Consider the following 24,670-nt stretch of genomic DNA (forward strand, 5'->3'; position numbering starts at 1 on the left):
AAAAATCAAGAAAACATGTTAACTACTTTGCAAGTTGAAAAAGAAAACAAGCACAAAATGCTCCAGGCATTTTGTGCTTGTTTGTTTTAGTTAAATACCATCTGTGACTTATACAAGCCCGCATAGAAGCCCTTTTCCTCAAGCAACTGCGCGTGCGTGCCCTCTTCGACAATCCGTCCATCGCGCAGGACCGCAATGTCGTCGGCCTTCAGAATCGTCTTCAGGCGGTGGGCGATGACGAAGCTCGTCCGGCCGCTAATGACGTTGTCCATGGCCGCCTGAATCTTCTTCTCGGTCACGGTGTCAACGTTCGACGTTGCTTCATCGAGAATCAAAATCCGCGGATTGGTCAGAATCGTGCGGGCGATGCTGACGAGCTGCTTCTGGCCGGCGGAAAAGACCGACTGTTCGTCGCTAATCTGCGTCTGATAACCGTCCGGCAAGCTCGTGATGAAGTCGTGGATGTGGGCCTGTTCTGCGGCGGCATACATCTCGGCTTCCGTGGCGTCGGGCTTGCCGAAGCAGATGTTCTCGGCAATGGTGCCGCTAAACAGCTGCGGATCCTGCAGCACGATGCCCACGGTGTCGCGCAGCTGGGTCAGGTCGAGCTCACGGATATCCACCCCGTCGATGGTGATGGCGCCCGCGTCCACATCGTAGAACCGGTTAAGCAAGTTGATGACCGTCGTCTTGCCGGCCCCAGTTGGCCCGACCAGTGCGACCATTTCACCGCGCTTAGCCTTCAGCGTGACTCCGTGCAGGATTTCCTTGCCCGGCTGGTAGCCAAAGCGCACGTTGTCAATCACTACTTCATCATGCACTTCGCTAACCGGCAAGCCGTGTGCCGGCTTAACTTCATCCGGCTGCTCGTGCACCTCGCTCACTCGGCGAGCCCCGGTGATGGCCAGTTGAATCTGACCATACATGCTCGTCATCTGCATGATGCACTGGAAATAGTTCTGGGCGTACTGGACGAACACGACAATCAGTGCGAGCGCCGCACCGGTCGACATGCCGCCCTGCATGACAATCCAGCTACCGCCGAAGATGACAACGGCGGATGTCAGCAGCATCATCCCGTTCATCAGGGGCTGCAGAATCCCGGACCAGATTTGGCCCCGCAGTGCCGTCTTCTTCACGGTCTGGTTGAGCGTTTCGAACCCGGCAATGGAGTCTTCCTGCAGGCCGTTCGTGATGATGACCTTCTGGCCCGTCACCTGTTCGTTGATGTACCCATTCAGCTTCCCGATGTCGTTTTGCTGCTGGTCCACCGCTTGGCTCGCCACGCGGATGTTGACCGCCGCGATGGCAAGGGCCAACGGCGTTGTCGCCAGGCCGACCCAGGCCAACGTGGTGTTCGTGCTGAACATCATGTACAACGACCCGACAATCTGGGCGATGCTGTAGAACGTCTGGACGAAGGCTTCGTTGACGGCGTTGAAAATATTGTCCAGATCACTCGTGAAGCGGGCGAGGATGTCCCCGTCGCTGTGGGTGTCGAAGTACTGCACCCGCATCCGCTGCATCTTGTTGAACAAGCCGGAACGCATTTCCCCCGTTGCCACCCCACCAATCCAGGAGAGAATCATGGAGGTCCCGAAGTCCCCGAGACCAGATAGTAGGTAGCAGAGAATCAGAATGCCGGCATCGAGGTTGAACTGGCTGAGGCTCCCCCCGCCGTTTTGCCAGGCGTGCAGGAATTCGGTTAGGTCCTGCACGGTCTTGCCGAGATATACCGGGGCTAAGGAGTTGAAGACCGCAAAGAAGATAACCACAACTACTGATGCCAGCAGCTGCCACGGGTACTTACTCATGTAGAAGTAATAGAACTTCCCGGCCCGTTTCAGGTTCTGTTTCATTATGCGTTCCTCCCTTCCTTAGCCTTCTGCGTGGTGTAGATTTCTTGATAAATCGGACTGGACTGGACCAGCTGTTCGTGTGTCCCGCGGTCAACGACTTGCCCGTGGTCCATGACCAGAATCTGGTCGGCATGGATGATGGACGAAATCTTCTCGGCGATAATCACGGTCGTCGTTCCGGTCAGTTCGCGGGCGAGCGCTTCCTGCACGAGGCGCTCACTGCGGGCATCCAGGGCACTGGTCGAGTCATCCATAATCAGGATGTTCGGCTTGCCGATGACCCCACGGGTGATGGCGAGTCGCTGCTTTTGGCCCCCAGAGAAGTTCGCGGAACGTTCTTCCACCGTGGCGTCGAACTCGTTGTCGAGCCGGCGAATGAATTCTTCTGACTGCGCGACATCTGCGGCCCAGCGCATGTCGGCTACGGTCGCATTCGGCTTTCCCTGCCGCAGGTTCTGCGCGATGGTCCCGGAGAACAGCGTCGCGCGCTGGAGCACCATCGAGATGCTATCACGCAGCGTGGCCTCCGCGACGTCGCGCACATCGCTGCCCCCGACCTTGATTTGGCCGCTATCGGGATCAAACAGGCGCGGAATCAGCTGAGCCAGCGTGGACTTACCCGCCCCGGTGGCCCCAACAATCCCGACCATTTCACCGGGTTCAACCTTGAAGGATACGTCGCGCAGAGTTGGCAACGCATCCCCAGGATAACTGAACGTCACGTGGTTGAACTCAATGCTCCCGGACAATTCAGTCTCCGGCACGTCCTTGAACGCCATCGATGGCTGATGCTGCAGGACGGTACCAATTCGGCCGAGAGAAACGAAGGCACGGGTCGCCCCCGTCGCGATGAACCCAGCGTTGATGATGGCCATGAACAGCTGCATCATGTAGCCGACGAAACTAGCGATGGCCGCCAGGTAGGCCGGGTGGTCCGTGATGTTGTGCCCAATAATCAGGACTGCGGCCCCGATGGCGATGTTGGCAAACGCGAACACCCCGGGCATCATCATGGAAAAGATGTAGCCAATCTGGACACTGACCTTGGTCATCTTGTCAGACGCGCCGGCGAACTTCTTCTCCTGGTTTGCTTCCTGATTGAACGACTTCACCACGCGCACACCCATCAGGTTCTCGCGCGCAATCGTGTTGACCTGGTCGATGTAGCCTTGGACCTGGCCGAATTTTTTGCCCAGCACGGTGAGCCCAATCCAGGCGATGATGGCGACAATCACGATCATCAATACGACCATCCACCACATCTCGGGGATGGTCATCATCGCGAGCACGAGCGCCCCGATGAACATAATCGGCACGCGCGCCACAATCTGCAGTGCCTGCATGATCATGCCCTGCACCTGGTTGATATCGTTGGTCATCCGTACCACCAAGTTGCTGGCGGCGAACTTCTCGATGTCAGCGAACGCGAACTTCTGCACGTGGTGGTAGATGTCACTGCGCATCTTGGTCGAGATATTCAACGCCGCGCGGGCACTGAATATCGTGTTGGCGACCCCAGCGATGATTCCGAGGAGCGCGAGCAAGAGCAGTTCAACCCCGTAACGGACCACCGCGTCGTTGTTGCCTTTGATAATCGCGTTCATGACGCCCTGCAACAGTTTGGGCTGCCATAAGTTGGCGAACGCATAAACGAATGTTGCGACCATCGCTGCCACCTCGACGCCCCAGAAGCGTCTTAAGTATGGCCATAGTGTCTTCATAATTTCCTCCCCTGAGTCGGCCAGGAAACTTTGATCCAATCGGCACAACCCTAATGCTCAGGTGCTGGCATTTAGTAAAAATCCACAGCACTATCATTTTTAGCTTAGTATTACCTAATATAACACAATAAATACAGTGTGCGCACGCCTGTTTGGCAATGTCCAGAAATGATGGACAAATCACGGATTCGAAGCGCAAACCGTTAACACATCCGCTGCGGCATGAAAAAAACACACCGCGACGAAAAGTTGCGATGTGTCAATTAAATTGCGGATAAAATTACATATTCGCTTCTATTCAGCGTTTGCGCGTAATGCCCGCACGGCAAGGGTCATGGCCGCCATGTGTGATTCTTGCCCAAAGTTGCGGGCATCATGCGCAGCCACATTGGCCAGTGAGTCGCCCGTAAACAGCAGCTGGCCGAACACCGCGCCCCGAAATTGGGCGCACGCAGCCATGGCGGCACACTCCATTTCCACCACAGTGTAGCCTGCAGCAAGTGCCGCCGCAATCTTGGCCGGTGTTTCGCGGAAGAACGCGTCGTTGGTCCACGTCTGCACGGCACGTACCGGAATGTGTGCTGCCGTCAGACTCTGCTTAATCTGCGCCGCAAACTCCGCGTTCAAAACTATGTCTGCGGCTGCGGGTAGATAGTGGAAGGATGTTCCTTCGTCCCGCAACGCCTTAGCCACCACCAGAAACTCATTCTCTGCGGTATCCGTGAGCACGCCGCACGAACCGACCGCAATGATGTGCTTGGCCCCATACGCAATCAAGAATTCCAGCAACTGCACCGCCGCGGCCGCGCCCAGTGGTGCGCGGCAAATACCAATATCCGTTCCCTCTACGTTCAGCGTGTAGACAGTGAACACATTCGAGACGGTCTCAAACGTGCCGCTTACCGTGTGCGGGTACTGCGCAACAAACCGTGCCACATTTTCCTCCGTGATGAACGCAAAAAGCATGCGGTCGGGAAAAACGAAGCCCTCATCGCGGAACGGGTTAATCACCGCGTCCGGGTTGCCGTCATAGTTCAGCAGCGTCAAATCAGTCATTCAAAACACCCCACATTATGCAAAATATAGTTCCCGCGTTGATCCGTTCAGGTACGTATCGAGCACCGCCTGGACCACCGCGTTCAACTTAGCCTTCTGCACCGCACCGGCAGTCACGGACTCATTTGCTTCCACATGACCACCGGGGAAGGTCAGGGATGGTTCGAATTCCGAATCATTTTTCGCCAGCACGAGCAAATCGTCTTGGCACCGAATCAAGCAGAAGGTAGTCATTTCACAAGGGTAAAAGCGGTCCATTAGCACACGTTCTTTCTAAATGTTTAATCGCAATTTTACGCCGCAAACCTACCCACTGTCTACGTCCATTTTTCACCACTGCCCAATACGCAATAATGCACCGCCAATCCGCGTCAACGCACCAAACTTGTACCCGCTCGCGGTCTGCGTTAAAATCGGAAGCAACATACATCGTTTTTTGTCGCATCACACTTGGGGAACAACGCACCAGCTGCAATAGGGGGAAATCATGACACAACCAACAGACCACGCAATCGAACGGGCATTAATAGAGGTAATGCGCCACAAGCCGTTTGAAAAAATCACCGTGGACGACATCGCCCAGAACGCCGGAATTGACCGCAGCACGTTCTACCGCTACTTCCACAACAAGTACGAGGCGCTCAGTGCGTCGATGCCCATCCTGATTACACCGGAGATGTTCGCTGAGCTCGACCGGATGCGGCCCAGCTCCCGGCTGGACTCCATTATTTGGTGGGTCGCCGACAACCGCAAGTTGATGCGTAACCTGCTCGTCGAAAACCAGCAGTTCTCTTCCTATCAGGAACTGGTACGCGTCGTCACCAAGATTCTGGGCGACTTCAACAACGCCGTCACCGCGGCCAACTCGGAGCAGCTGCCGCCAATCGTGGCGCTGATTCGCGAGGCACCAAACCCTAAGCGCATGGTGCACTTCGCCGCCGCCATGCTCGTGTCCGTGCTGACCGACTACATTGGCAACGACGTCGAGATTCAGGCCGAAGACGTCATCACCGACCTGCACTACCTGTTCGACCGGCTCGGGCTGGACGATGCCAGCGGCCACTTCGGCAACATGTCCCCAGACGCATACCTAGGGAGGGCAACGGCGAATGATTGATTACGTTCTCGTCCACGTACCCGCGTTCGTTTCTGCACTCATCGCTCTGAACGCTCTTGCCGCCGTCATCACGGTCTTCCACACGCCGCGCAACATCGCCGCAACGTGGGCCTGGCTGCTGGTGCTCGTGCTCATCCCCGGGTTCGGTTTCTTGCTCTTCATGTTCACCGGCCGCGGGTTGGGCCACGCGAAGTTGTTCAAGATGCACACGCAAGATCGCATCGGGCTGCAAGAAGTCATTGAGACGCAAAAGGCGGCAGTGCCGAAGCTCGCGCATACCGACGCCGACCGCGTTGTCCGTGAACGGCAACAGACCGTCGAGCTCTTCCGCCGCATCGACCGGGCGCCATTAACGCGCCGTAACGCCGTCAAGATTTTCACCGACGGCAATGACAAGTTCGCCGCGCTGCTCACCGACATCGCCCACGCACAGACCAGCATTCACATCGAGTATTACACCATCTACCCCGACAACATCGGTGCCGAATTGCGTGACGCCTTAGTGGCCCGCGCGTATGAGGGCGTCGAGGTCCGGGTCGTGTACGACGCATTCGGTTCGAACGGGATTAACGCCAGCTTCTGGGCACCCCTCACCGCTGCCGGTGGTCGCGCCGTGCCGTTCGTCACCTCCACCAACACCATCGCTCGCTTCCGCCTGAACTACCACGATCACCGTAAAATTGTCGTGATTGATGGCAAAATCGGCTACACGGGCGGCTTCAACGTTGGCGACCAGTACCTCTCCCGCAGCAAGAAGTTCGGCTACTGGCGCGATACCCACCTGCGCATCATCGGCCACGGCGTCTCGCTGCTGCAGATGCGCTTCATGATGGACTGGAACGCCTCAGTCACCAGCGACAAGCACCTGGCCTACACGCCGTTTTACTTCCCCGCACCCGATAGTCCCGTTTCGGGGACGACCAGCATGCAGGTAGTCACCAGCGGCCCCGACTCACCGGTTGAACAAATCAAGCTGGGGTACATCAACCTGATTAGTTCCGCCAAGCACCGGGTCTGGCTCCAGAGTCCCTACCTCGTGCCCGACGATTCCATGATTACCGCCCTGCGCATGGCCGCGGCGGCCGGTGTCGACGTGCGCGTCATGATTCCGTGCATGCCCGACCACCCATTCATCTACCGGGCAACGCAATACTACGCGCGCCTGCTCACGGAGTTCGGGGTGAAGGTCTACACGTACGATGACGGGTTCCTGCACGCCAAGACGATGCTGGTCGATGATGATCTCAGCACGGTCGGCTCGGCCAACCAGGACTTCCGCTCATACGGCTTGAACTTCGAAGTCAACACGTTCATGTACGACACCGAAATCACCAAGCAGCTCGCCCAGATTTTCACCGACGACCTCGCCCAGAGTACCCTGCTGACCAAAGACATCATTGGCAGCTGGGGCCACTGGCTGCGGTTCAAGCAGAACTTCTCGCGCCTGTTGTCACCAGTGCTGTAAACAACAAAGCGAGCACGTCCAATCGCGGACGTGCTCGCTTATTTTTATGCCGCCTTTAATCTGACAACGGCACTATTTTCTGACCCGCCAATCAAGAATCAACAACACAACCCCAACGGTAATGGTAACCGCGCCAACTAGCTCAAGCACCACACTTAACACCGGCCACCGCATTAGTTCCACAATCGTTGTTACAATGATTAGCGGCATGATCAACCGATTGATAATGAGCAAACTGTGCGTGTACTTGGTCGGATGTGCCTTAATGTATTTCACCCTACTCACCAACTTCCCCCCAGAATAGCCGTAATTTGCGCTAGATTCAAGTACAGACAGCGGGTTAGCAAATTGATGAATAGTCGCAAAAATGACACGAAAAGCATCCCCCAAAGCGGCGTCAAACACGGTATAATTTGGATACCAAACTCGTCCGCAACCGCTAAAGGAGAAGTCGCCATGCTGAATCTTGCCCATACCGCGCTGGTCGTCATTGACCTCCAAGAAGATATCCTGAACGCCGCCCCACTGGCCCCCAACTCACTAGATGACATGCTGACCGCCAACACCCGGCTGACGACCGTGCTGAAGAACACCAGCGCGCTCATCGCCCTGGTCAGCGTCGAAACCGCAACGTTCACGCACCTCTACCCGTTCGCCGCCGAAAAGCGCAGTATTCCCACATTAACCAACGCGCCCGACCTCAGCCTGCCCATCGCCAGTGATCAGAGCGCCCGCAACGTCATCCGCGTCACCAAGCACAATCCCGGCGCGTTCGTCGGCACCGACCTGGACGTCCAGCTGCGGCGCTTTGGCATCGACACCATCATCCTGACCGGCGTTTCCACCTCTAACGGGGTGTACGCGACGGCGCTGGATGCCTTCCAGTACGCCTACAACGTCATCGTGCTGGAAGATGCGTGCAGCGACCGCGATGAAGAGAAGCACAACTTCTTCTTCAACAAGATGTTCGGCCGTATCGCCCGCGTCGCCACCACCGATGAAATCATCGGCGAACTGGGCGAAGAATAACCCAAAAAACGCATTTCCACGCCAGTTCGCGTAGAAATGCGTTTTTATTTAGGCTAAGTCTTCACCGTTAGTGGCAATGACCTTCTTGTACCATGCGAAGGAATCCTTGCGTGAACGGGCGAGTGTGCCTTCGCCCGCATCGTTCTTGTCGACGTAGATGAAGCCGTACCGCTTGTCCATCTGGCCAGTGCCGGCGGAAACCAGGTCGATGCAACCCCAAGGCATGTAGCCGACCAGGTCAACACCGTCCTCGTCCACGGCCTTCTCCATCTGCTCGATGTGGGCCCGCAGGTAGTCAATGCGGTATGGATCGTGAATGCTGCCGTCCGCTTCAACCTTGTCGTAAGCGCCCAGCCCGTTCTCCACAATCATCAGTGGGACACGGTACCGTTCGTACAGCCAGTTCAGGCTGGAACGCAGGCCAACCGGGTCGATGGTCCAACCCCAGTCACTCTTCGGCAGGTGTGGGTTAGCTGTCTGCTCACTCTCGCCGTCGAAGTTGTAGTCAGGGTTGTCCGCCTTGGCCGTTACGGTGTTGGAGCTGTAGTATGAAAAGCCGATGTAGTCGACCTTGCCGGCTGCCAGTGCCGCGCGGTCAGCATCCGTGATGTCGGGCGCGTAACCGGTCTTGCGCAGGTATGCTTTCATGTATCCAGGGTATTCGCCGTTAACCTGCACATCACTCCACCAAGAACGCTTCTGCATCGCTTTGTCCGCCATCAGGATGTCTTCAGGTTTAGAAGAAGCGGGGTACTGCGGCGTGAAGTTGATCATGCTCCCAATCTTGAAGTCGGGGTTGATGGCGTGACCGAGCCGCACCGCCTTGGCGCTAGCAACCAGTTCGTAGTGGCTCGCCTGGTACATCGCGGCCTCACGCTCTGCTGGCGTGCTGTCGTCAGCAAACAGCAAGCCGGAGTTGGTCGCCATCGAGAACTTGCGGTTGTAGTCAGCCTGGTTGTCGATTTCGTTGAAGGTCATCCAGTACTTCACGACGTCCTTGTAACGGTTGAAGCAGACTTCGGCGAAGCGCAGGTAGAAGTCAATCAGTCGCCGGTCCCGCCAGCCGCCGTATTCCTTGATCAGGTGCCATGGCATTTCGAAGTGCGCCAGGGTAATCACGGGTTCGATGCCATACTTCTTGCATTCGGCGAACACGTCATCGTAGAACTTCAATCCTTCTTCGTTCGGCAAAGCTTCGTCGCCGTTCGGAAAAATCCGTGTCCAGGCAATGGAGGTGCGGAACGCCTTGAAGCCCATCTCGGCGAACAACTTGATGTCCTCTTTGTAGTGGTGGTAAAAATCAATGGCTTCGTGGTTCGGGTAGTTCTTCCCGGGCAGCACGCCGTCCGTGATCTCCCGCGGCGTGTTCGCGTCGCCGGCCGTCATCACGTCCGCCAGGGATACGCCCTTGCCGCCTTCCTGCCAGCCGCCTTCGAGCTGGTGGGCAGCAACCGCGCCGCCCCACAAGAATCCATCTGGTAATTTAGTCATGTGTTAATCCCCCTATTTAAGTTACTTGTTCGCGTCCGCCAAGGTGTGAATGCCGTCTTCCAGCAGCTGCACCTGGTAAATCGTTTCTTCATCCTTCACCGTCTTCGGCTTGCCGTTAATGATGGCGTCGTAGAGTCCGGCGTAAACCCGGCTGTAGTCGCCCACTTCCGACACCACTTTTTCTTCGTGGTACCTGCCGGCATCGTCGAGGTAGGTGAGTGTGCCGTAATCTGCCGGCGTGTCGATGCCGAAGTCGGCGTGGTCCGGCATGTAGAAGTGCTTCAGGTCCACTTCCTGGCGGTCCATCGCCTGCTTGACGAAGACGCCACGCTTGCCGTAGACCGTGAAGCTTGGCCGCGGCTTAACCCGGAAGTAGCTGGACTTCACGGAAACCTTGATGCGGCCGTAATACATGTCGATGTCAAAGTAATCGTTCATCCGGCCGGGACCGAGCAGCTGCTGCACGTCGTAGTGGACCGAATCCGCCTTACCGAAGTACGAAATCACCTGGTCGAGCGTGTGGCAACCATGGCCATACAGGAAGCTGTTTAGAATGCTGAAGTTGTTACCCTCAGGTACGTAGGCGCGGTAATAGTCGTACGTTGATTCCAGTTCAAGAAGTTCCCCCAACTTGCCACTGCTAATCACCTTTTGGACCGTCAGGAAGTCTGAATCGTAGCGTCGGTTCTGGTAACACTGCACGAGCAGGTTCTTCGCCTTCCCCAAAGCGAACAGTTCCTTAGCCTCGGCCACCGTCTGTGTGAAGGGCTTCTCCACCAGCACGTTCTTGCCGTGGTTGAGCACGTCCTTGGCGTACTGGTAGTGCACCTCCGCCGGCAGCGCCAGCACCACCAGCTGAATCTCGGGATCATTATAGATGTCATCGAGATTGCTGGTATACTGCACGCCGGGCACGCGTGCCCAGTCGTCCTTCATGTGCCGCGCGAAGATGGTCTTCACGCGAATCTTATCCGGCAGCTTGAGCGCAAACGGTAGGTGATACCGATTCGCGCTCTTGCCGTTACCAATATATGCAATGGTTAATTTTTCCATCCTGCACCTCCTGCATGGCCTGAACTTACATCTTCCAGTGTAGCCCGGTTACCCGCCCGCGCTGCTGAATTAGCCGCCGATTGGTCACAAGTTTTAAAAAAGAAAGCAATTTCATAAACAGGCTAAACATTATGTTCAGAATCAGGTATGGTTAACCGTGAGAGGACGTGAGCCAATGTTATTAACCGACAAATTGCAGCAGACCGATAACTTTACCGACAACGAGCAGCGCATTGCGACCTACATCGCGGGCAACATGGACGCCGTGGCCACCATGGCAATTCAGGAGCTGGCCGCCGCCACCTACACCTCGCATTCAGCGATCGTGCGCTTCGCCAAAACGCTGGGCTACTCGGGCTACCGCGAGTTGCGCCAGGCCGTTGTGGAGGCAGTGCACCAAAACGTGGCGGCGCTCACCGACGTGGACGCGAACTTCCCCTTCCGCCCCGGAGACTCGGCCATGGACATCGCCAGCAACATGGCCGAGTTGACCATTGCGGCGGTGCGGCGTGCGGTGCTGCAGCTGAACGAAGACGCGCTGCACACAGCGGCCGAACGCATCAATAACGCCCACCGGTTGTTTCTCTTCTCCATCGGCGACTCGCAAATCAGGGCGCGGTCGTTTCAAACCAAACTCACGAAGATTAACAAGTTCGCGGTCATCGGCGAGGAGTACGGCGACATGATGTGGACGGCGGCGAACCTCGGCCAAGACGATTTGGCCATCTTCCTCTCTTATGCGGGGATGGTCCCCCAGCACACGCGCATCTTGAAGTTCCTGCACCAGCGCAATATCCCAACGCTACTCATCACCGGCAATCCTGAAAGCGACCAGGTGCAATACGCCACCCAAACCATCGCCATCACCCAGAGCGAGCAGGAGCGCATCAAGATCGGCACGTTTGCCTCCCAGGCATCGTTCGAGTACATTCTGGACACCCTCTTTACCATCGTCTACGCCAAGTCCTACCAGCACAACCTAGCGCAGCTGAAGACCAACTACACGGAGCTGTTTCAGTCGTAAAACTAGTGCGTATTTTTGCCAAGATTAAGTAAAATCCTACCAAGGGCGGCGTTGGTGCGAAATAACGCGTGCTATACTAAAACCTAGTATTGGGTAACTGGGTGCATTGGGAGGAATCATGGCAGAAACGATATTGCTGGTTGAAGATGAAGAAGGCTTGAGCACATACCTCAAGACCGAGCTAGAATTCGAGGGCTACAAGGTGCTGACGGCCACTGACGGGATGCAAGCCATCACGATGTACCGTCAGAATCAGTACGCAATCGGCGTGATTCTGCTGGACTGGATGCTGCCGGAGCTGGACGGCCTTGAAGTGTTGCGGCGCGTGCGCAAGGGTGATGACGTGCCGGTGATCATGATGACCGCGCGCGATTACGTGGGCGATAAGGTAGCCGGCCTCGACGCCGGTGCCGATGACTACATCACCAAGCCCTTCGAAATCGAAGAACTACTGGCGCGCATCCGCGTGGTGATTCGCCACCAGCTCAAGAGCAACGTGTCAACCTACCAGGTGGCGGACCTGCAGCTAGACGTCCGCACCCGCACGGCCACGCGCGGGGACAAAACCCTCGAAGTCTTGACGGAACGCGAAACCGACCTATTGGTTTTGCTCATGCAACACGCCGGCACGCCGGTCACGCGGCCCGAGATGCTCGACCGCGTCTGGGGCAAGGACTACGAGGGCCAGGTCAACATCATCGACGTCTACATTCGGTACCTGCGCAACAAGATTGACCTGCCGGGTTTGCCCCCACTCATCCACACGGTGCGTGGCGTCGGTTACATCTTGATGGGTGCGGCCAATGACTGAACCCAAATCACAGCGGAGCACCACCAGTGCCGCCGAAATCACCCGCGTCTACGTGATTTTCCTCGTCCTGCTCATGACCGTCGTGAGTTTCGCCACCATCTTGGTTGTCGGCTTCCACCTCGTGCACAACAAGAGCGACGACGCCAAGCAGCTGACCACCGTGCTCAAAACCTCCTTCTCCGATTACAAGCCGGACTGGGACTACTGGCGCGACACGGCGTCCATCAACCCGCACAACACGTTCGTGCGCGTGACGGTGGTGCCGGATAAGGGCAAAACGCGGCATTTCTACTCCCACAAGACCAACCGCTTCCTGGATGATAACTTCGAAACGCACTCGATCATGAAGAACATCCAGGCCCAAGACGACCAGGGCATCTTCTACCACGTCACCTCTTCTGAGCGCTGGAAGCATTCCCGCGTGACGTACGAAATCTGGCTGAGTTTGAACAACGTGATTGAACTGTTCAAGCTGATTATCGCCGTCGTCTTGAGTGTCACGGCGGTGGGGATGTTGCTGGGCATCTGGGCCATCACCTTCCTGGCGCGCAAGTTGAACGCGCCGCTGGAACGCCTGACCACGGCCACGCAATCATTGAACGATGCGGATGAAACTACACACCACGAAACACTGCCCGTTCCGCAAAACCCGCAAGAAGTCCGGGACCTCAGTATTGAATTCAACCGCCTGCTCACAACACTCAACACGCAGGTTCTGCGCGACCACCAGTTCGTTAGTGACGCCTCGCATGAGTTGCGCACGCCGCTGGCCGCCATCCGCGGACATATCAACCTGATTCGCCGGCACGCAGAGGACCACCCCGAAGTTCTGCAGCCGTCCCTGGCAACCATCGACACCGAGTCGGTCCGCATGCAGCATTTGATTGATAGTCTGCTCAAGCTGTCGCGCATGGATCACGCCGAACTGACGCTGGACAAATTATTGCTGAACGATGTCGTCCAGCGCGTCGCCGATACCTACCGCGGCCAATTGCACCGTGAGCTCATCATCGACGCTCCGCAGCCGGTTTACGCCAAGGCCAACGCGGACAGCATCACCCAGATTCTCGTCGCGCTCGTCGATAACGCGAACAAGTACGCGCCCGGCGATACGCCCATCACGATTCGTGTTGTCGCCCGCAGCCGTGCGGTTCTGGAAGTCGCCGACCTTGGTCCCGGCATCCCCGATGAGGTGAAGCCACACGTCTTCGACCGTTTCTTCCGCGCAGACTCATCACGCTCGAGCAAAATTGACGGTTCCGGCCTCGGCCTCGCCATCGTCGCCCGGCAAGCTGACCTCAACCACGGCGGCATCCAGGTAGCAGATAATCAGCCACAGGGCACGCGGTTCATTCTGTCGTTGCCATTGGCATAACGCAAAAAGACACCGACTAAACAGCTTCGCGCTGCTCAGTCAGTGTCTTTTTTAATGTACGCGGTAATATGCCTCCGGTGCGTAACCACCTTGGCCCGCACCAACAATCATGCGGTCTTGAGTGCGGTCGGAATCGTCATCGCTGCTGATCTGAATCCCCTTAGGCGCCAATGTCACTGGTGCAGACGCGGGCAAACTATTAGCAAAGTAGCCAAACGTAACGGTCATCGCGCCGGCATTCATCTCACCGCGCATCAGCACTTCATGTTGACCGTTAACATCCTGACCACTGATGACGGCGCCCTTGGTGACATCAGTATACACGCTGTCTGCCGGCCGCTTTTGCACCTGGTTAGTGACGACGATGGTCTGGCCATTAGCCTCGTTCTTCCACGTGCCGATGAGGCTGGTGAAATTCTCCTGGCTGACCTGGGTTAAGTTCATCCCCTGCATCGCCTTGAACTGCGCCGCGGTCACGTTCTGTGCGTAGACTTCTGTAGCTGAATTGTTGCTGGTCCACACCACGATGAGGTTCTGCTCGTTGGTCTTCGTACCCGTGATGTAACCGTAGTCCGTGGTCGTGTGGCGGGGATAGAAGGTGATGCCCCAGTTAATCGCAACGCTGTCCGCATCACGCAGGTCCGCACTCAACACCCCATTTTTCACGGCGTATGCTAAGTCGTGATTGCCGGCGTTATCGGTCAAGCTAGTGTTCCGAACGGTAACGCCGGAGACATTGAACCCGTGGGCGGTCACCGCCAGCTTAGAGCCATCACCCACCGCAATCGAGAGGCCGGTCCCGTTCTGCCGGTTCGCCCCCGCCGCAATCTGCGTCCAACTGCCCGTCAGACTACTGTAATTACCCTTTTGCAGCTGGGCAAAATTCATCTGCGTCGGCGTCGCTTTGGCCGCTGTCGCCTTGGCTGAAGAAGACTGCTTCTTGACGGCCTTCTTCGTAGATGTTGCCGCGGATTTTTTCTTGGCCACCTTGGTCGTCCGCGGCGTCTTGTCCGTGCTGGCCTTGTGCTGCTGACCACAACCGCCTAGTGTAAGCGCAGCAATGGCAACGACCGTGAGTAACACCTGCTTTTGCATCATTTTCCTCCCAGATAAATATTGACTATTAAGGCTTAAGAATTGCGTAGGCCTTCCCAATCATGTTTTCAACCGATGGGCTATCCGTCAATACCAATGAGACTTTCGGGTATGGCAGGTAGTTCGTCAGGACGTCGAAGTGCCACTCGTAAAAATCGGTGGTGTTCGAGTTCGTATTCGTGTTCGCCCCGCCGATAGACAGTCCCGTGTCGCCAATCGCGGTTGCGCCGCCAAAGGTGTTCGAGCTGGCATTCGTGTGCGAACCCGTGTGGACCCGTTCACGGTAGACCTCCTTGATGTCAGACTTATTGTACGCCACGAGTAGTGATGCGTCCGCGTCAAGGTAAATGAAGCGTTCATTACTGTAAAGCAGTGCCTTACGCGCCGTCCGGAACCAAGCCCACTGGCCAATCATTAACTTAGCGCCCACCTGTTCCGCCAAGTAGTCCGTGTGCTGATAGCGCGCCTGCGTTAATTCTTCATTGGCAGCGGCAATCTGCTGGCGAATCTTCGTGCGGAAGCCACCATTTTTGCGCAGCACGAAGGCGATGACGAGCAGGACAATCCCAATACCGAAAAATGACGTCAGAATACCGAAAACAAGGCATGCGAGCATTATCATTTTGTCCATGTTCTCTTTGCCGTCAAGTTCTTCGACTGTCCGATCATGCCGCAGAATTGCTTCTGCCCCCTTGTCCCATTGCTCGAATATCGGCAAGTTCATGTGGTCATATAAGTTCCACTCGCCTGGTAAAACCTCTTCACTCATAGCTAGTTCCTCTTCCTATATATAATAATTGCGCCACTGCGACTTCTTAAGTATTGGTAACAAATCGCACCGGATACCGCTATGTTATGCAGGAAAAATCGGCTAAGCAATCACTTGTGTAACATTTAGCAAACCAATTAGTTCAATCTTGCATTTATGTAATAATGCCCGCGAAACCCGCCAGATTAACGATGTGTCGGGTTCGAATGTACTTCAATGCTGGTTTAAATTTTTCAGCTGCGCCTTTGCTTCCGGCCCAACCTTAAAATTTCTCAGGTTCCGTTAAGGTTCCGTAGATAGTTAGCACCGCCCGCTTCTTCTATCATAAGTAACATCAAGTGTTTAGAACACAGAGAGGTGAATTCCATGGCCAAGTTTTGGCACCACCCCGTGACGATTTTCATCGCGCGGACGCTGCTCTACACCGCAATCATTTTGGTGCTCGTTTACCTGTACAGCTACCGCGGGGTTTCGAACAGCCACTTTATCTACAACGAGTTTTAAGGGGTTGAAGCTCGCAGCACCAACCAGCTCCAAGGAGTAAGAGGAAAGAACGGGCATGCTCCACATTGCCCGTCACGGGAGGAAATTTTGATTAAAGACATTATCACTGCTATCGACGCACAAAGTACCATCCATCCAGACCGGATTGCTTACGACTACTGCGGCGACACCAACACGTACGGCCAGCTCAAGGCGGCCAGCGACGCGATTGCCGTGGCCATTGCCAAGCGCAACGTACCCGCTGGTCGGCCCATCATGGTTTACGCCGACCAGCATTTCGCCACCATCGCCACATTCCTGGGCTGTGTGAAGGCCGGCCACGCCTACATTCCGGTCGACACCCACTCACCTAGCACCCGGCTCACCCAGATTGCCGACATCGCCCATCCTGCACTTACGATTGCGACGGCAACCCTGCCCGTGAACCTGCCCGGCCAGATTATGTTGCCAGACGAACTAAACGAGCTGGTGCACACGCCAATCACGGCCGCACCCAACCCAGCCACCTGCTGCAAGCCCGTGGTTGCCGACGATAACTTCTACATCATCTTCACTTCCGGGACGACCGGCCAGCCCAAGGGTGTGCAGATTAGCCACGACAACCTGCTGAGCTTCGTCAACTGGATGGCTGCTGACTTCAACCTACCTAAGCAGCCACGGATGCTGGCGCAGGCACCATACTCATTCGACCTGTCCGTCATGAGCCTGTACCCGTGCCTGACCGCGGGCGGCACGCTCGTTGTGTTACCTAAGGAAGCAACCAGCGATCTCGGGGCCCTGATGCGCCTGCTGCCAACGCTCAAGCTGAACGTCTGGGTTTCCACGCCGTCATTCATGGCAATGTGCCTGCTTGACCCGAACTTTGGCGCTGCGGCCCAGCCAGACCTCAGTCACATCTTCTTCTGCGGCGAGGAACTCACCAACCAGCTGGCGGGCAAGATTCTGGCCCGCTTCCCTGGCGTGGCCCTGTACAACACGTACGGACCAACCGAAGCTACCGTGGCCGTTAGTGCAATTCAGATCACTCCAGAACTGCTCAGCCGCTACCCCCGCCTGCCAATTGGTTACGCCAAGCCGGGCACGACCATTGACTACCGCGAAGGCAGCACACACACCGAAGACGACCAGCTCGTCGGCGAACTGAGCATCACCGGCCCCGGCGTATCCAAGGGGTACCTCAACCGGCCCGACAAGACGGCCGCAGCGTTCACCGACAATAACGGGCAGCGCAGTTACGCGTCCGGGGACCTCGGGGTTGTCGCCGCAGACGGCTTGCTGTTTTACCGCGGCCGCACCGATTTCCAGATTAAGCTCAACGGTTTCCGCATTGAACTGGAAGAAGTGAACCACTACCTGAACGCCGAACCACTGATCAAGCAGGCCGTGGCCGTGCCGCGGTACAACAAGGACAAGCAGGTCAAGCAGCTCGTGGCCTTCGTCGTGCCGATGCAGGTCGTCTCGGATGCGCTCACGTTCACGAAGACCCTGCGCGGCCAGCTCAGTGCGGCCATGATGGAATACATGGTGCCACAGCGGTTCATCTACCGCGACAGCTTACCATTGACGCCGAACGACAAGGTGGACGTGAAGGCCCTCATTAGTGAGGTCAACAAGCATGCCTAACTTGCAACCATACGCCAACCCCATGTACTTCGTAATCATCGTGGTGCTGCTGTTGCCACTGATGATTGCACTTGCCCGGGGAACGCGGCTCAAAATCTACGAAACCATCGTCTCGGCCGTCTTCATTTTCCTGATGTTTACCGGTGCCAAGTGGCATGAGGGCGTTGCGCTCATCGTCTACTGCATCTGGCAGGTCGCGCTCGTGCTGCTCTATCAGCGCGAACGGCACGGCAAGAATCGCACCGGCGTCTTCTACACCTTCGTCATCCTGGCCATTTTGCCCCTGGCGATCGTCAAACTCACACCGGTCTTCGATCCCGTACCCTCACTGCTCGGCTTCCTCGGAATCAGTTACCTGACGTTCAAGTCGGTGCAGGTCATCATGGAACTGCGCGACGGCACCATCAAGGAAATATCCGCGTGGCCGTTCCTGCGCTTCTTGCTCTTCATGCCCACCATCTCTAGTGGGCCAATCGACCGCTACCGGCGCTTCACGAAGGACTACGACAAAGCACCGGAACACGACGACTACATGGACATGGTCGCAACCGGGATTCACTACATGTTCCTCGGTTTCCTCTACAAGTTCATCCTGGGCTACCTCTTCGGCAGCATCATGTTACCGCAAGTCGGTGCCGCGGCCATGGCGGCCCGCGGTGCTTCCGGCGGGCTCGGCCTGTCCTGGGCCCTGGTCGGTTACATGTATGTTTACAGCATGTACCTGTTCTTCGACTTTGCCGGTTACAGCCTGTTCGCCGTCAGCATTTCCTACCTGATGGGCATCCGGACCCCGATGAACTTCAACAAGCCGTTCATCGCCGGTAACATCAAGGACTTCTGGAATCGTTGGCACATGAGCCTGTCCTTCTGGTTCCGGGATTTCGTCTTCATGCGAGTCACGTTCTACATCATGAAGCACCGGCTGATCAAGAAGCGGGTGCACGTGTCGCAAGTCGCCTACTTGATTAACTTCTTAATCATGGGCTTCTGGCACGGCGTCACCTGGTACTACATCGTTTACGGCCTCTTCCACGCCGGCGCCATCATTATCAACGACATCTGGCTGCGGAAGAAGAAGAAGAGCAACCTGCCGTCAAATCAGTGGACCAAAGCCCTGGCCATCTTCATCACCTTCAACGTGGTCTGCTTCTCATTCCTGATTTTCTCCGGGTTCCTCGACACCCTGTGGTTCCACTAACCCGCAATATTAAATAATTTAGCGCACACAAACCGTCATTCGCGACGCCGCCTCGGGCCCGTCGCGCCGAAAGGACATCTATTATGGATACCAAAACCGTTGTATTGAACATTCTCGAAGACCTCTCTGGCGAGGATCTCTCCAGCAACCTCGACACCGAACTCTTTGACTCCGCCATTCTCGACTCCATGGACACCGTGCAGCTCGTCCTCGAACTGGAAGAACAGCTCGACGTGCAGATTCCCGTGTCTGAATTCAACCGGGAAGACTGGAAGACACCGCAGCTGATCATCAACCAGGTTGAGAGCCTCAAGTAAGATGAAGAAAAGACTCTGGACCGTTCTGGGGCCCGTTCTCATCGCCATCGCCATTGTTGGCACCATCATGCTCGCCCCATTCCATGCGGGCAAGCTCAGTGAGAGCACCGTCCACAACGGTGCGGTATCACTGTCCACCAACGTGCTCCTTGGCACCCGCCTCAAAACGCAAGCGCTCAGCACCAATTACGTGCCGTTCGTCGGTTCGTCTGAGCTGTCACGGATGGACCCGTTCCACCCGGCCGTGCTTGCACGCAAATACGGGCGCGATTACCAGCCACTGCTGCTGGGGAACGCTGGCACCCAGTCCCTCACCCATTTCGTTGACCTGCAATCAGTTATCCCGAACGTGAAGAACAAGAAGCTCGTCATGATCGTCTCGCCCCAGTGGTTCACCCACGGCGGCCAGCGCCCTGACGCATTCGGCTTCTACTATTCACCACTTGAGACCAGTAACTGGCTGCTCAAGGCCAAAAACACACTCGCCGACCGGTACGCGGCTCGGCGGCTGCTACAAATGCCCGCAACCAAGGGGAACGGTGTAATCCACGCTGGCCTGCTGAACATCGCGGCCGGCCAGCCCCTCGGCAAGCAGCGCGCATTGATTGCCGCCCAGCGCCGCATCCTGCAGAACGAAGACAACATGTTCTGTCGCACCGACCTGGTGAACACGAACAGCGCGCGCATCGCCAAAGCCGAGCAGTGGCTCCCCGATGAAGCAACCGAATCCGAACTGAATGATCTGGCGGGTCGCATTGCGGCGCGTAACACGACCAACAACCAGTTCGGCATCGACAACCACTTCTTCGCTGACCGCCTCAGCCACGGTCGCTTCCGCCGTCTGCGCGGCGGCCAGCGCCATTTCGACTACCGGCGCTCACCTGAATACAGCGACTTCGAACTGTTGCTGAACATGTTCGCCAAGAACAACGTGACCGTGCAGTTCATCATCCCGCCCGTTAACCAGCGGTGGGCTAAATACACCGGTCTGTCTGAAGGCATGTACCAGGGTGCCGTGACCAAGATCAAGAACCAGCTGTCTAGCCAAGGCTTCGACCACGTGCTCGACTTGTCACAGGATGGCAAGCGCAAGTACTTCATGCAAGATACCATTCACCTCGGCTGGCGCGGCTGGGTTGCCGTCGACAAGACGGTTAAGCCGTTCCTAGAAAACAAGCAGCCGGCGCCACATTACGACATCGACAAGGGCTACTTCACGAAGGACTGGCAGCGCGACATGACCAGTACCTTCCCGATGGGGGATACCGACGTGCAGAACGAGGCTAACCCCGAAGCCACGAACTAATTTCACCAAACAACCAACAGCACGCCTGCCAGCGTGCTGTTGTCGTTTAAAGCAAGGAAAGAGAATCTATGAAACTACTTACGAAGACCATTCTGGGCATCACCCTCCTCAGCACTTGCGCCCTCAGCGGTTGCCGGCAAGCGGAAGTGCCGCACAAAACACCAGACAAGGCGGCAACCAGTACCACCAGCCACGCGCAGCAAGCAAAATCTGGCGTGGCTATCGACCGGAACGCGCAGGCGGAACTGAACACCGCCCTCGCGCACACGAACTTCACCGGTACGGCCATCATCGTGCGCAACGGTCAGACCATCGCCCGCGTACGCGCCGGGTTCGCCCAGGCCGCAAAGCTGAAGCGCAATGATTACAACACCACCTTCGAAATCGACTCGATTCAAAAGAGCATGACGGGCGCGCTGCTTATGCACCAGATTCAGGCGGGCAAGTTGCGCCTGAACACCCTACTCAGCACCTACTACCCGAACGTACCGGGAGCAAGCCGCATCACGATGCGTCAGCTGCTCGATATGACTTCCGGCCTAGCACTGCAACGCTTCCCCGCCCCGCATTACGTGAATGATCAGGTGCTGGTGCAGGAGTTCATCAAGCACACACACTTCACGGCCACGATGTGGAACCAGTGGGCGTATCAGCCGGTCAATTACGTGCTCATCGCGGGCATTTTGGAAAAAATCACGGGGTTAACCTACCAGCAACTCTACACGCGCACGTACATCCAGGGGATGGGGCTCAAACACACGCATTTCGCTTTTGAACCAGGCACGCCAGACCGCGCCCAAGGTTACGTCTGGGACAAAGAGCTGCAGCAGGCAAACTTCCAGAAACGCTGGAACGCTACGTTCGATATGGAACATTACGAACTGGGCACCGGCCAAGTCTTCATGAACGCTAATGACCTGTACCGCGTCGAATCCGCTATCGTCAGCGGCCGACTGCTGGGCAAAACCGCGACCGACGTTTTGCACTGGCCCGGCAGCAAGAGCACGTACGGCGGGGGCTTTTACCACCACAACGGCTATTCTGGGGCCCAAGGTTACGGTTACGGCTACGAAGGCTTCGTGCGCATCAGCCCAAACGGCAAGAACGCTGTGATTTTCCTGGCGAACGCGCAGCCCAATAAGCAGATTTTCCTGAAGGCCGCGAACAAGCTGGCGTTGCATTACGCACACTAAAACCGCCGAACAGGCAGCAATTTAGCTAACATAAAGGGGCCAACTTCATTCGCGAAGTTGGCCCCTTGTTTATTTACGCATGTGCTGCAATCGCCGTCAGTGCCGCATCCAGCACCTTTGCCCCGTTCATCAGCCCGTAGTCCCGCATGTCGATGACCTGCACCGGAATGTGAACCTTAGCCTCGAACGTCGGTAACATGTACCGCACCTGGGGGCCGAGCATCAGCACGTCGGGGTGTTCAGTTTCCAGCGGTCCATCGGCATCGGCCGAAGCGGTGGCGAAAATTTTCACGTCCTCGCCGCGCTCGTCTGCGGCTTTTTCCATCCGGTTCACGAGCAAGCTCGTGGACATCCCCGCGGAACATACCAGCATAATTGTCTTGGTCATAATTCTCTCCTTGCCCGGCCTAGAACCGGGACTGCACATTGAGTCGCTCACCGGTACCGATATAGCTTTGCTCGATTGCCCGGGCCATCTGCTTGAACCGGCGCTTGCGGAACCACCCCATCAAGATGCCCGTCGCGCGGTTGTTCGCGTCCACCGTCTTGGTCGCGCCAACCGCCTCTTCGCTGTACACCAGCTGGGTTGAGCCATCCTGCGCGGTGCTGAGCTTGTACGCCACCGTGTAGTCATTGCGCCCCGTCCGCATCGTGTAGGCATACACTGCCCCCGGCGCGTAGTCGGTAATGGTGCACCGCGCCGTTTGCCCGTTAGCCATCTGCTTACGGTAGGTGAAATTCAACAGGTTCCGCGGCGCCACGTTCTTGCCCGTCTGCGCGTGGATGTCATAGCGTGCCGAATCAATCAGCTGGGTGAAGAAATACTCGACAGGAACTGCAACGTTCATCTTGATCTGCATTAGTCTAACCTCCTGGACGTGGTTTTATGCTGCACGGTGCATGAGCTGATACGTCGCGTATCCGCCCAGTGCCACCCCGATACTCATGCTGACAGGGTAGAACACGCCGCCGAGAATGGGGCTGAACATAATCATGAGTAAGCCGATGGATAAAATGATTAGTGGCCGTTTGCTTCGCTTGTGCATTGGTTTCGCCTCCATTTTCTTAGTGGTGTGCGCATATGTCCGCCACGCCTGGTTAATCCGCAGCGCCAGTCTTGTGCGCCGCGCTAGTTCCGCGCGCATCAGTCCACTGCTGGTGCTTCAACTTGCAGCCGGTTTGCCGCCTTGACGAACGGCACGTAGATGAGGAAGCCGACCGCCATGTTGACCACTTGCAGAATCGGTGCGCGCCAGTCCATCGTCGCAATCAGGGAGTTCACGATTGGCGGCATGGACCAAACGATTTGGGTCTTAACTGGTGCCACCCAACCCCAGGTGATGGCGAAGTAGGCGATGGTGACCATCACCACTGGCGCCAGCAGGAACGGGATGAAGTAGATTGGGTCGAGTACGATTGGCAGCCCGAACATCACCGGCTCGTTGACGTTGAAGACCCCAGGTGCCAGCGACAGTTTCGCCACCGCGCGCTGGTCGTCGCGCTTGGAGAAGATCAGGATGGCAATCAGCAGCATCAGGGTTGCCCCCGCGCCCCCAATCCACGCATACAGGTCGAATGCGTTCCGGGTCCACAGGTACGGCAGTTTTTGCCCCTGCGCGAATGCGTTGATGTTAGCCACCTGTGCCGTCAGCCAGATGGAGTCGAGCACCGGTCCCAGAACGTTGGTGCCGTGGATGCCGAAGAACCAGAAAATCTGTACCAGCACCGTCATCAGCAGCACCGCCCAGTAACCCTGGGACATACCAAGCAGTGGTTCCTGGATGGTCTTGGAAATAAATTCGATGATCGTCCCCGCGCCGACCTTACTGAAGGCCCAGGTGATAATGCCAGAAACGTACAGTGCCGCGGTTGCCGGAATGATTCCGGTGAACGCCCGCGCGATTGCAGGTGGCACCGAGTCCGGCATCTTGATGGTGATGTTCTTCTTCATCAGCCAGATGTATACCGCCACGGCGATTCCGCCCATGATCATCACGGTGAAGAAGCCAGTGGCGCCGAAGAAACTACCGAAGTTGAAGTACCCCCAGCCGGAGACACTCTTGCCGTCGACCGCCACCCCTGCTGCGGTGAGCGTGTCAACCCCGGACTTGGTCAGCGCCTTGCCGAGCGTGATGGTGAAGCTCTGTGGCAGGCTCATGAGGAAGGTTCCGAGGGTCACGATTCCGGCGGTGATTGGTTCCACCTTGTACTGCACCGCCATCTGGTACCCGAACGTGAAGGCAAAAATCAAACCAAGAATTGCGAGGGACCCGGTCCACACTTGACCGTTAATCCCGATAACTGGCTGCATGGATTCCACGAACCCGGTCCAGCCGAACTGAGTGGGCAGATCCCGCAGCAGGGCGTTCAGAATTGTCGCCACTGCCCCGGCCATGGTTGCCGGCATGATTGCAATAAAGGCGTCGCGCAGGGCCACGAGCCAGCGCACTGACCCAATCTTAGCTGCGACGGGCACGATATGCTTATTAAGCCAATTGATGAAGCTGTTCATAATAGTCCACATCCCTTCGTTGCACACGCGCATTGCGTGTGGATGAGCGAAAGAACTCGGATGGATGCAATGTGCACCGAATGTGTAGCGCCGAGTTGTTCGCCCGAGCGTCATTGTTCTGAGATGTACTGAGGATGCGCATCATCGGTTAC

25 protein-coding genes are annotated in these 24,670 nt (G+C 56.6%); 12 read left to right on the top strand and 13 right to left on the bottom strand.

From position 1 onward, the window contains the following. Window positions 1–86: 86 nt before the first annotated feature. The 4 genes from FC18_RS07560 to FC18_RS07575 form a co-directional block, all read right to left on the bottom strand. Window positions 87–1,859 (bottom strand): ABC transporter ATP-binding protein, encoded by a 1,773-nt coding sequence (locus FC18_RS07560; RefSeq protein ID WP_056975938.1) that lies wholly within the window; start codon window positions 1,857–1,859, stop codon window positions 87–89. Further along, on the bottom strand, window positions 1,859–3,580 hold the full coding sequence (locus FC18_RS07565; protein WP_056975940.1) for an ABC transporter ATP-binding protein: 1,722 nt from the start codon (window positions 3,578–3,580) through the stop codon (window positions 1,859–1,861). Before FC18_RS07565 ends, FC18_RS07560 begins: the two co-directional genes overlap by 1 nt. Before the next feature lie 294 nt (window positions 3,581–3,874). Then, the gene (locus tag FC18_RS07570; protein WP_056975942.1) at window positions 3,875–4,636 is read right to left on the bottom strand and encodes a nucleoside phosphorylase; all 762 of its coding nucleotides are present in this window, start codon (window positions 4,634–4,636) and stop codon (window positions 3,875–3,877) included. 15 nt (window positions 4,637–4,651) lie between these two features. After that, window positions 4,652–4,894 (bottom strand): NUDIX hydrolase, encoded by a 243-nt coding sequence (locus tag FC18_RS07575; protein ID WP_054678056.1) that lies wholly within the window; start codon window positions 4,892–4,894, stop codon window positions 4,652–4,654. 229 nt (window positions 4,895–5,123) lie between these two features. On the opposite strand from FC18_RS07575, the gene FC18_RS07580 reads away from it, so the two are divergent. After that, window positions 5,124–5,753, top strand: coding sequence for a TetR/AcrR family transcriptional regulator (locus tag FC18_RS07580; RefSeq protein WP_054678058.1), 630 nt, complete (start codon window positions 5,124–5,126; stop codon window positions 5,751–5,753). Continuing rightward, window positions 5,746–7,218 carry a cardiolipin synthase gene (gene cls, locus FC18_RS07585; protein WP_056975944.1) on the top strand — a complete coding sequence of 491 codons (1,473 nt, stop codon included), beginning with the start codon at window positions 5,746–5,748 and terminating at the stop codon, window positions 7,216–7,218. Before FC18_RS07580 ends, cls begins: the two co-directional genes overlap by 8 nt. Window positions 7,219–7,290: 72 nt before the next feature. Here cls and FC18_RS07590 read toward each other — a convergent pair whose 3' ends face one another. Further along, complete coding sequence (locus FC18_RS07590) at window positions 7,291–7,692, bottom strand: hypothetical protein (RefSeq protein WP_054678060.1); 402 nt, start codon at window positions 7,690–7,692, stop codon at window positions 7,291–7,293. Between FC18_RS07590 and FC18_RS07595 the strand changes: the two genes are divergently transcribed. Then, window positions 7,675–8,247: an isochorismatase family protein gene (locus tag FC18_RS07595; protein WP_054678062.1), complete on the top strand. Its 573-nt coding sequence runs from the start codon at window positions 7,675–7,677 to the stop codon at window positions 8,245–8,247. The genes FC18_RS07590 and FC18_RS07595 overlap by 18 nt on opposite strands. Before the next feature lie 48 nt (window positions 8,248–8,295). Here the strand turns inward: FC18_RS07595 and FC18_RS07600 are convergent, their stop codons facing one another. Together FC18_RS07600 and FC18_RS07605 are read right to left on the bottom strand one after the other, a co-directional pair. Continuing rightward, window positions 8,296–9,738 (bottom strand): 6-phospho-beta-glucosidase, encoded by a 1,443-nt coding sequence (locus FC18_RS07600; protein WP_056975946.1) that lies wholly within the window; start codon window positions 9,736–9,738, stop codon window positions 8,296–8,298. 21 nt (window positions 9,739–9,759) lie between these two features. Continuing rightward, complete coding sequence (locus tag FC18_RS07605) at window positions 9,760–10,791, bottom strand: Gfo/Idh/MocA family oxidoreductase (RefSeq protein WP_054678064.1); 1,032 nt, start codon at window positions 10,789–10,791, stop codon at window positions 9,760–9,762. A 175-nt stretch (window positions 10,792–10,966) separates the two neighbouring features. Between FC18_RS07605 and FC18_RS07610 the strand changes: the two genes are divergently transcribed. From FC18_RS07610 to FC18_RS07620, 3 genes are all read left to right on the top strand, one after another. Then, window positions 10,967–11,815 (top strand): MurR/RpiR family transcriptional regulator, encoded by an 849-nt coding sequence (locus FC18_RS07610; RefSeq protein WP_056975948.1) that lies wholly within the window; start codon window positions 10,967–10,969, stop codon window positions 11,813–11,815. Window positions 11,816–11,933: 118 nt separating this feature from the next. Beyond that, window positions 11,934–12,626: a response regulator transcription factor gene (locus FC18_RS07615; RefSeq protein WP_054678069.1), complete on the top strand. Its 693-nt coding sequence runs from the start codon at window positions 11,934–11,936 to the stop codon at window positions 12,624–12,626. Then, window positions 12,619–14,001 carry a HAMP domain-containing sensor histidine kinase gene (locus FC18_RS07620; protein ID WP_056975950.1) on the top strand — a complete coding sequence of 461 codons (1,383 nt, stop codon included), beginning with the start codon at window positions 12,619–12,621 and terminating at the stop codon, window positions 13,999–14,001. Before FC18_RS07615 ends, FC18_RS07620 begins: the two co-directional genes overlap by 8 nt. A 51-nt stretch (window positions 14,002–14,052) precedes the next feature. Here the strand turns inward: FC18_RS07620 and FC18_RS07625 are convergent, their stop codons facing one another. Together FC18_RS07625 and FC18_RS07630 are read right to left on the bottom strand one after the other, a co-directional pair. Further along, entirely contained in the window at window positions 14,053–15,099 is a 1,047-nt protein-coding gene (locus FC18_RS07625) for a DUF6287 domain-containing protein (protein WP_156300865.1), read from the bottom strand. Between the two features lie 25 nt (window positions 15,100–15,124). Further along, on the bottom strand, window positions 15,125–15,865 hold the full coding sequence (locus FC18_RS07630) for a hypothetical protein (protein ID WP_054678075.1): 741 nt from the start codon (window positions 15,863–15,865) through the stop codon (window positions 15,125–15,127). 366 nt (window positions 15,866–16,231) lie between these two features. On the opposite strand from FC18_RS07630, the gene FC18_RS07635 reads away from it, so the two are divergent. From FC18_RS07635 to FC18_RS07660, 6 genes are all read left to right on the top strand, one after another. Then, on the top strand, window positions 16,232–16,369 hold the full coding sequence (locus FC18_RS07635) for a teichoic acid D-Ala incorporation-associated protein DltX (protein ID WP_054678077.1): 138 nt from the start codon (window positions 16,232–16,234) through the stop codon (window positions 16,367–16,369). Between the two features lie 87 nt (window positions 16,370–16,456). Beyond that, window positions 16,457–17,992: a D-alanine--poly(phosphoribitol) ligase subunit DltA gene (gene dltA, locus FC18_RS07640; protein WP_056975952.1), complete on the top strand. Its 1,536-nt coding sequence runs from the start codon at window positions 16,457–16,459 to the stop codon at window positions 17,990–17,992. Continuing rightward, window positions 17,985–19,190, top strand: a complete 1,206-nt coding sequence (dltB, locus tag FC18_RS07645; RefSeq protein ID WP_054678079.1) for a D-alanyl-lipoteichoic acid biosynthesis protein DltB — start codon at window positions 17,985–17,987, stop codon at window positions 19,188–19,190. Before dltA ends, dltB begins: the two co-directional genes overlap by 8 nt. 83 nt (window positions 19,191–19,273) lie before the next feature. Then, window positions 19,274–19,507, top strand: a complete 234-nt coding sequence (dltC, locus tag FC18_RS07650; protein ID WP_054678081.1) for a D-alanine--poly(phosphoribitol) ligase subunit DltC — start codon at window positions 19,274–19,276, stop codon at window positions 19,505–19,507. 1 nt (window position 19,508) lies between these two features. Continuing rightward, window positions 19,509–20,813: a D-alanyl-lipoteichoic acid biosynthesis protein DltD gene (dltD, locus tag FC18_RS07655; RefSeq protein WP_082620485.1), complete on the top strand. Its 1,305-nt coding sequence runs from the start codon at window positions 19,509–19,511 to the stop codon at window positions 20,811–20,813. A 68-nt stretch (window positions 20,814–20,881) separates the two neighbouring features. After that, window positions 20,882–22,006 (top strand): serine hydrolase domain-containing protein, encoded by a 1,125-nt coding sequence (locus tag FC18_RS07660; RefSeq protein ID WP_054678083.1) that lies wholly within the window; start codon window positions 20,882–20,884, stop codon window positions 22,004–22,006. A 73-nt stretch (window positions 22,007–22,079) separates the two neighbouring features. Here the strand turns inward: FC18_RS07660 and FC18_RS07665 are convergent, their stop codons facing one another. The 4 genes from FC18_RS07665 to FC18_RS07680 all read right to left on the bottom strand — a co-directional run bounded on the left by FC18_RS07665 (window position 22,080) and on the right by FC18_RS07680 (window position 24,518). Further along, window positions 22,080–22,397 carry a PTS sugar transporter subunit IIB gene (locus tag FC18_RS07665; protein WP_156300871.1) on the bottom strand — a complete coding sequence of 106 codons (318 nt, stop codon included), beginning with the start codon at window positions 22,395–22,397 and terminating at the stop codon, window positions 22,080–22,082. A 16-nt stretch (window positions 22,398–22,413) separates the two neighbouring features. After that, entirely contained in the window at window positions 22,414–22,866 is a 453-nt protein-coding gene (locus FC18_RS07670) for a DUF3284 domain-containing protein (protein WP_054678087.1), read from the bottom strand. Window positions 22,867–22,890: 24 nt separating this feature from the next. After that, on the bottom strand, window positions 22,891–23,052 hold the full coding sequence (locus FC18_RS12090; protein WP_156660891.1) for a hypothetical protein: 162 nt from the start codon (window positions 23,050–23,052) through the stop codon (window positions 22,891–22,893). Between the two features lie 98 nt (window positions 23,053–23,150). Beyond that, window positions 23,151–24,518 carry a PTS sugar transporter subunit IIC gene (locus FC18_RS07680; protein ID WP_054678091.1) on the bottom strand — a complete coding sequence of 456 codons (1,368 nt, stop codon included), beginning with the start codon at window positions 24,516–24,518 and terminating at the stop codon, window positions 23,151–23,153. Window positions 24,519–24,670: the final 152 nt, after the last annotated feature.

The organism is Lacticaseibacillus sharpeae JCM 1186 = DSM 20505 (genome assembly GCF_001436225.1).
In the GTDB taxonomy this organism is placed as follows: Bacteria; Bacillota; Bacilli; order Lactobacillales; family Lactobacillaceae; genus Lacticaseibacillus; species Lacticaseibacillus sharpeae.

What these genes read in the sequence shown, in the direction of transcription:
- dltC (WP_054678081.1), top strand. Translation starts at nt 19,274, where the DNA reads ATGGATACCAAAACCGTTGTATTGAACATTCTCGAAGACCTCTCTGGC.
- FC18_RS07605 (WP_054678064.1), bottom strand. Translation starts at nt 10,791, where the DNA reads ATGGAAAAATTAACCATTGCATATATTGGTAACGGCAAGAGCGCGAAT.
- FC18_RS07635 (WP_054678077.1), top strand. Translation starts at nt 16,232, where the DNA reads ATGGCCAAGTTTTGGCACCACCCCGTGACGATTTTCATCGCGCGGACG.
- FC18_RS07630 (WP_054678075.1), bottom strand. Translation starts at nt 15,865, where the DNA reads ATGAGTGAAGAGGTTTTACCAGGCGAGTGGAACTTATATGACCACATG.
- FC18_RS07620 (WP_056975950.1), top strand. Translation starts at nt 12,619, where the DNA reads ATGACTGAACCCAAATCACAGCGGAGCACCACCAGTGCCGCCGAAATC.
- FC18_RS07575 (WP_054678056.1), bottom strand. Translation starts at nt 4,894, where the DNA reads ATGGACCGCTTTTACCCTTGTGAAATGACTACCTTCTGCTTGATTCGG.
- FC18_RS07610 (WP_056975948.1), top strand. Translation starts at nt 10,967, where the DNA reads ATGTTATTAACCGACAAATTGCAGCAGACCGATAACTTTACCGACAAC.
- FC18_RS07670 (WP_054678087.1), bottom strand. Translation starts at nt 22,866, where the DNA reads ATGCAGATCAAGATGAACGTTGCAGTTCCTGTCGAGTATTTCTTCACC.
- FC18_RS07660 (WP_054678083.1), top strand. Translation starts at nt 20,882, where the DNA reads ATGAAACTACTTACGAAGACCATTCTGGGCATCACCCTCCTCAGCACT.
- FC18_RS07580 (WP_054678058.1), top strand. Translation starts at nt 5,124, where the DNA reads ATGACACAACCAACAGACCACGCAATCGAACGGGCATTAATAGAGGTA.
- FC18_RS12090 (WP_156660891.1), bottom strand. Translation starts at nt 23,052, where the DNA reads ATGCACAAGCGAAGCAAACGGCCACTAATCATTTTATCCATCGGCTTA.
- FC18_RS07560 (WP_056975938.1), bottom strand. Translation starts at nt 1,859, where the DNA reads ATGAAACAGAACCTGAAACGGGCCGGGAAGTTCTATTACTTCTACATG.
- FC18_RS07615 (WP_054678069.1), top strand. Translation starts at nt 11,934, where the DNA reads ATGGCAGAAACGATATTGCTGGTTGAAGATGAAGAAGGCTTGAGCACA.
- FC18_RS07600 (WP_056975946.1), bottom strand. Translation starts at nt 9,738, where the DNA reads ATGACTAAATTACCAGATGGATTCTTGTGGGGCGGCGCGGTTGCTGCC.
- FC18_RS07595 (WP_054678062.1), top strand. Translation starts at nt 7,675, where the DNA reads ATGCTGAATCTTGCCCATACCGCGCTGGTCGTCATTGACCTCCAAGAA.
- dltB (WP_054678079.1), top strand. Translation starts at nt 17,985, where the DNA reads ATGCCTAACTTGCAACCATACGCCAACCCCATGTACTTCGTAATCATC.
- FC18_RS07680 (WP_054678091.1), bottom strand. Translation starts at nt 24,518, where the DNA reads ATGAACAGCTTCATCAATTGGCTTAATAAGCATATCGTGCCCGTCGCA.
- FC18_RS07565 (WP_056975940.1), bottom strand. Translation starts at nt 3,580, where the DNA reads ATGAAGACACTATGGCCATACTTAAGACGCTTCTGGGGCGTCGAGGTG.
- FC18_RS07625 (WP_156300865.1), bottom strand. Translation starts at nt 15,099, where the DNA reads ATGATGCAAAAGCAGGTGTTACTCACGGTCGTTGCCATTGCTGCGCTT.
- FC18_RS07590 (WP_054678060.1), bottom strand. Translation starts at nt 7,692, where the DNA reads ATGGGCAAGATTCAGCATGGCGACTTCTCCTTTAGCGGTTGCGGACGA.
- dltD (WP_082620485.1), top strand. Translation starts at nt 19,509, where the DNA reads ATGAAGAAAAGACTCTGGACCGTTCTGGGGCCCGTTCTCATCGCCATC.
- FC18_RS07570 (WP_056975942.1), bottom strand. Translation starts at nt 4,636, where the DNA reads ATGACTGATTTGACGCTGCTGAACTATGACGGCAACCCGGACGCGGTG.
- cls (WP_056975944.1), top strand. Translation starts at nt 5,746, where the DNA reads ATGATTGATTACGTTCTCGTCCACGTACCCGCGTTCGTTTCTGCACTC.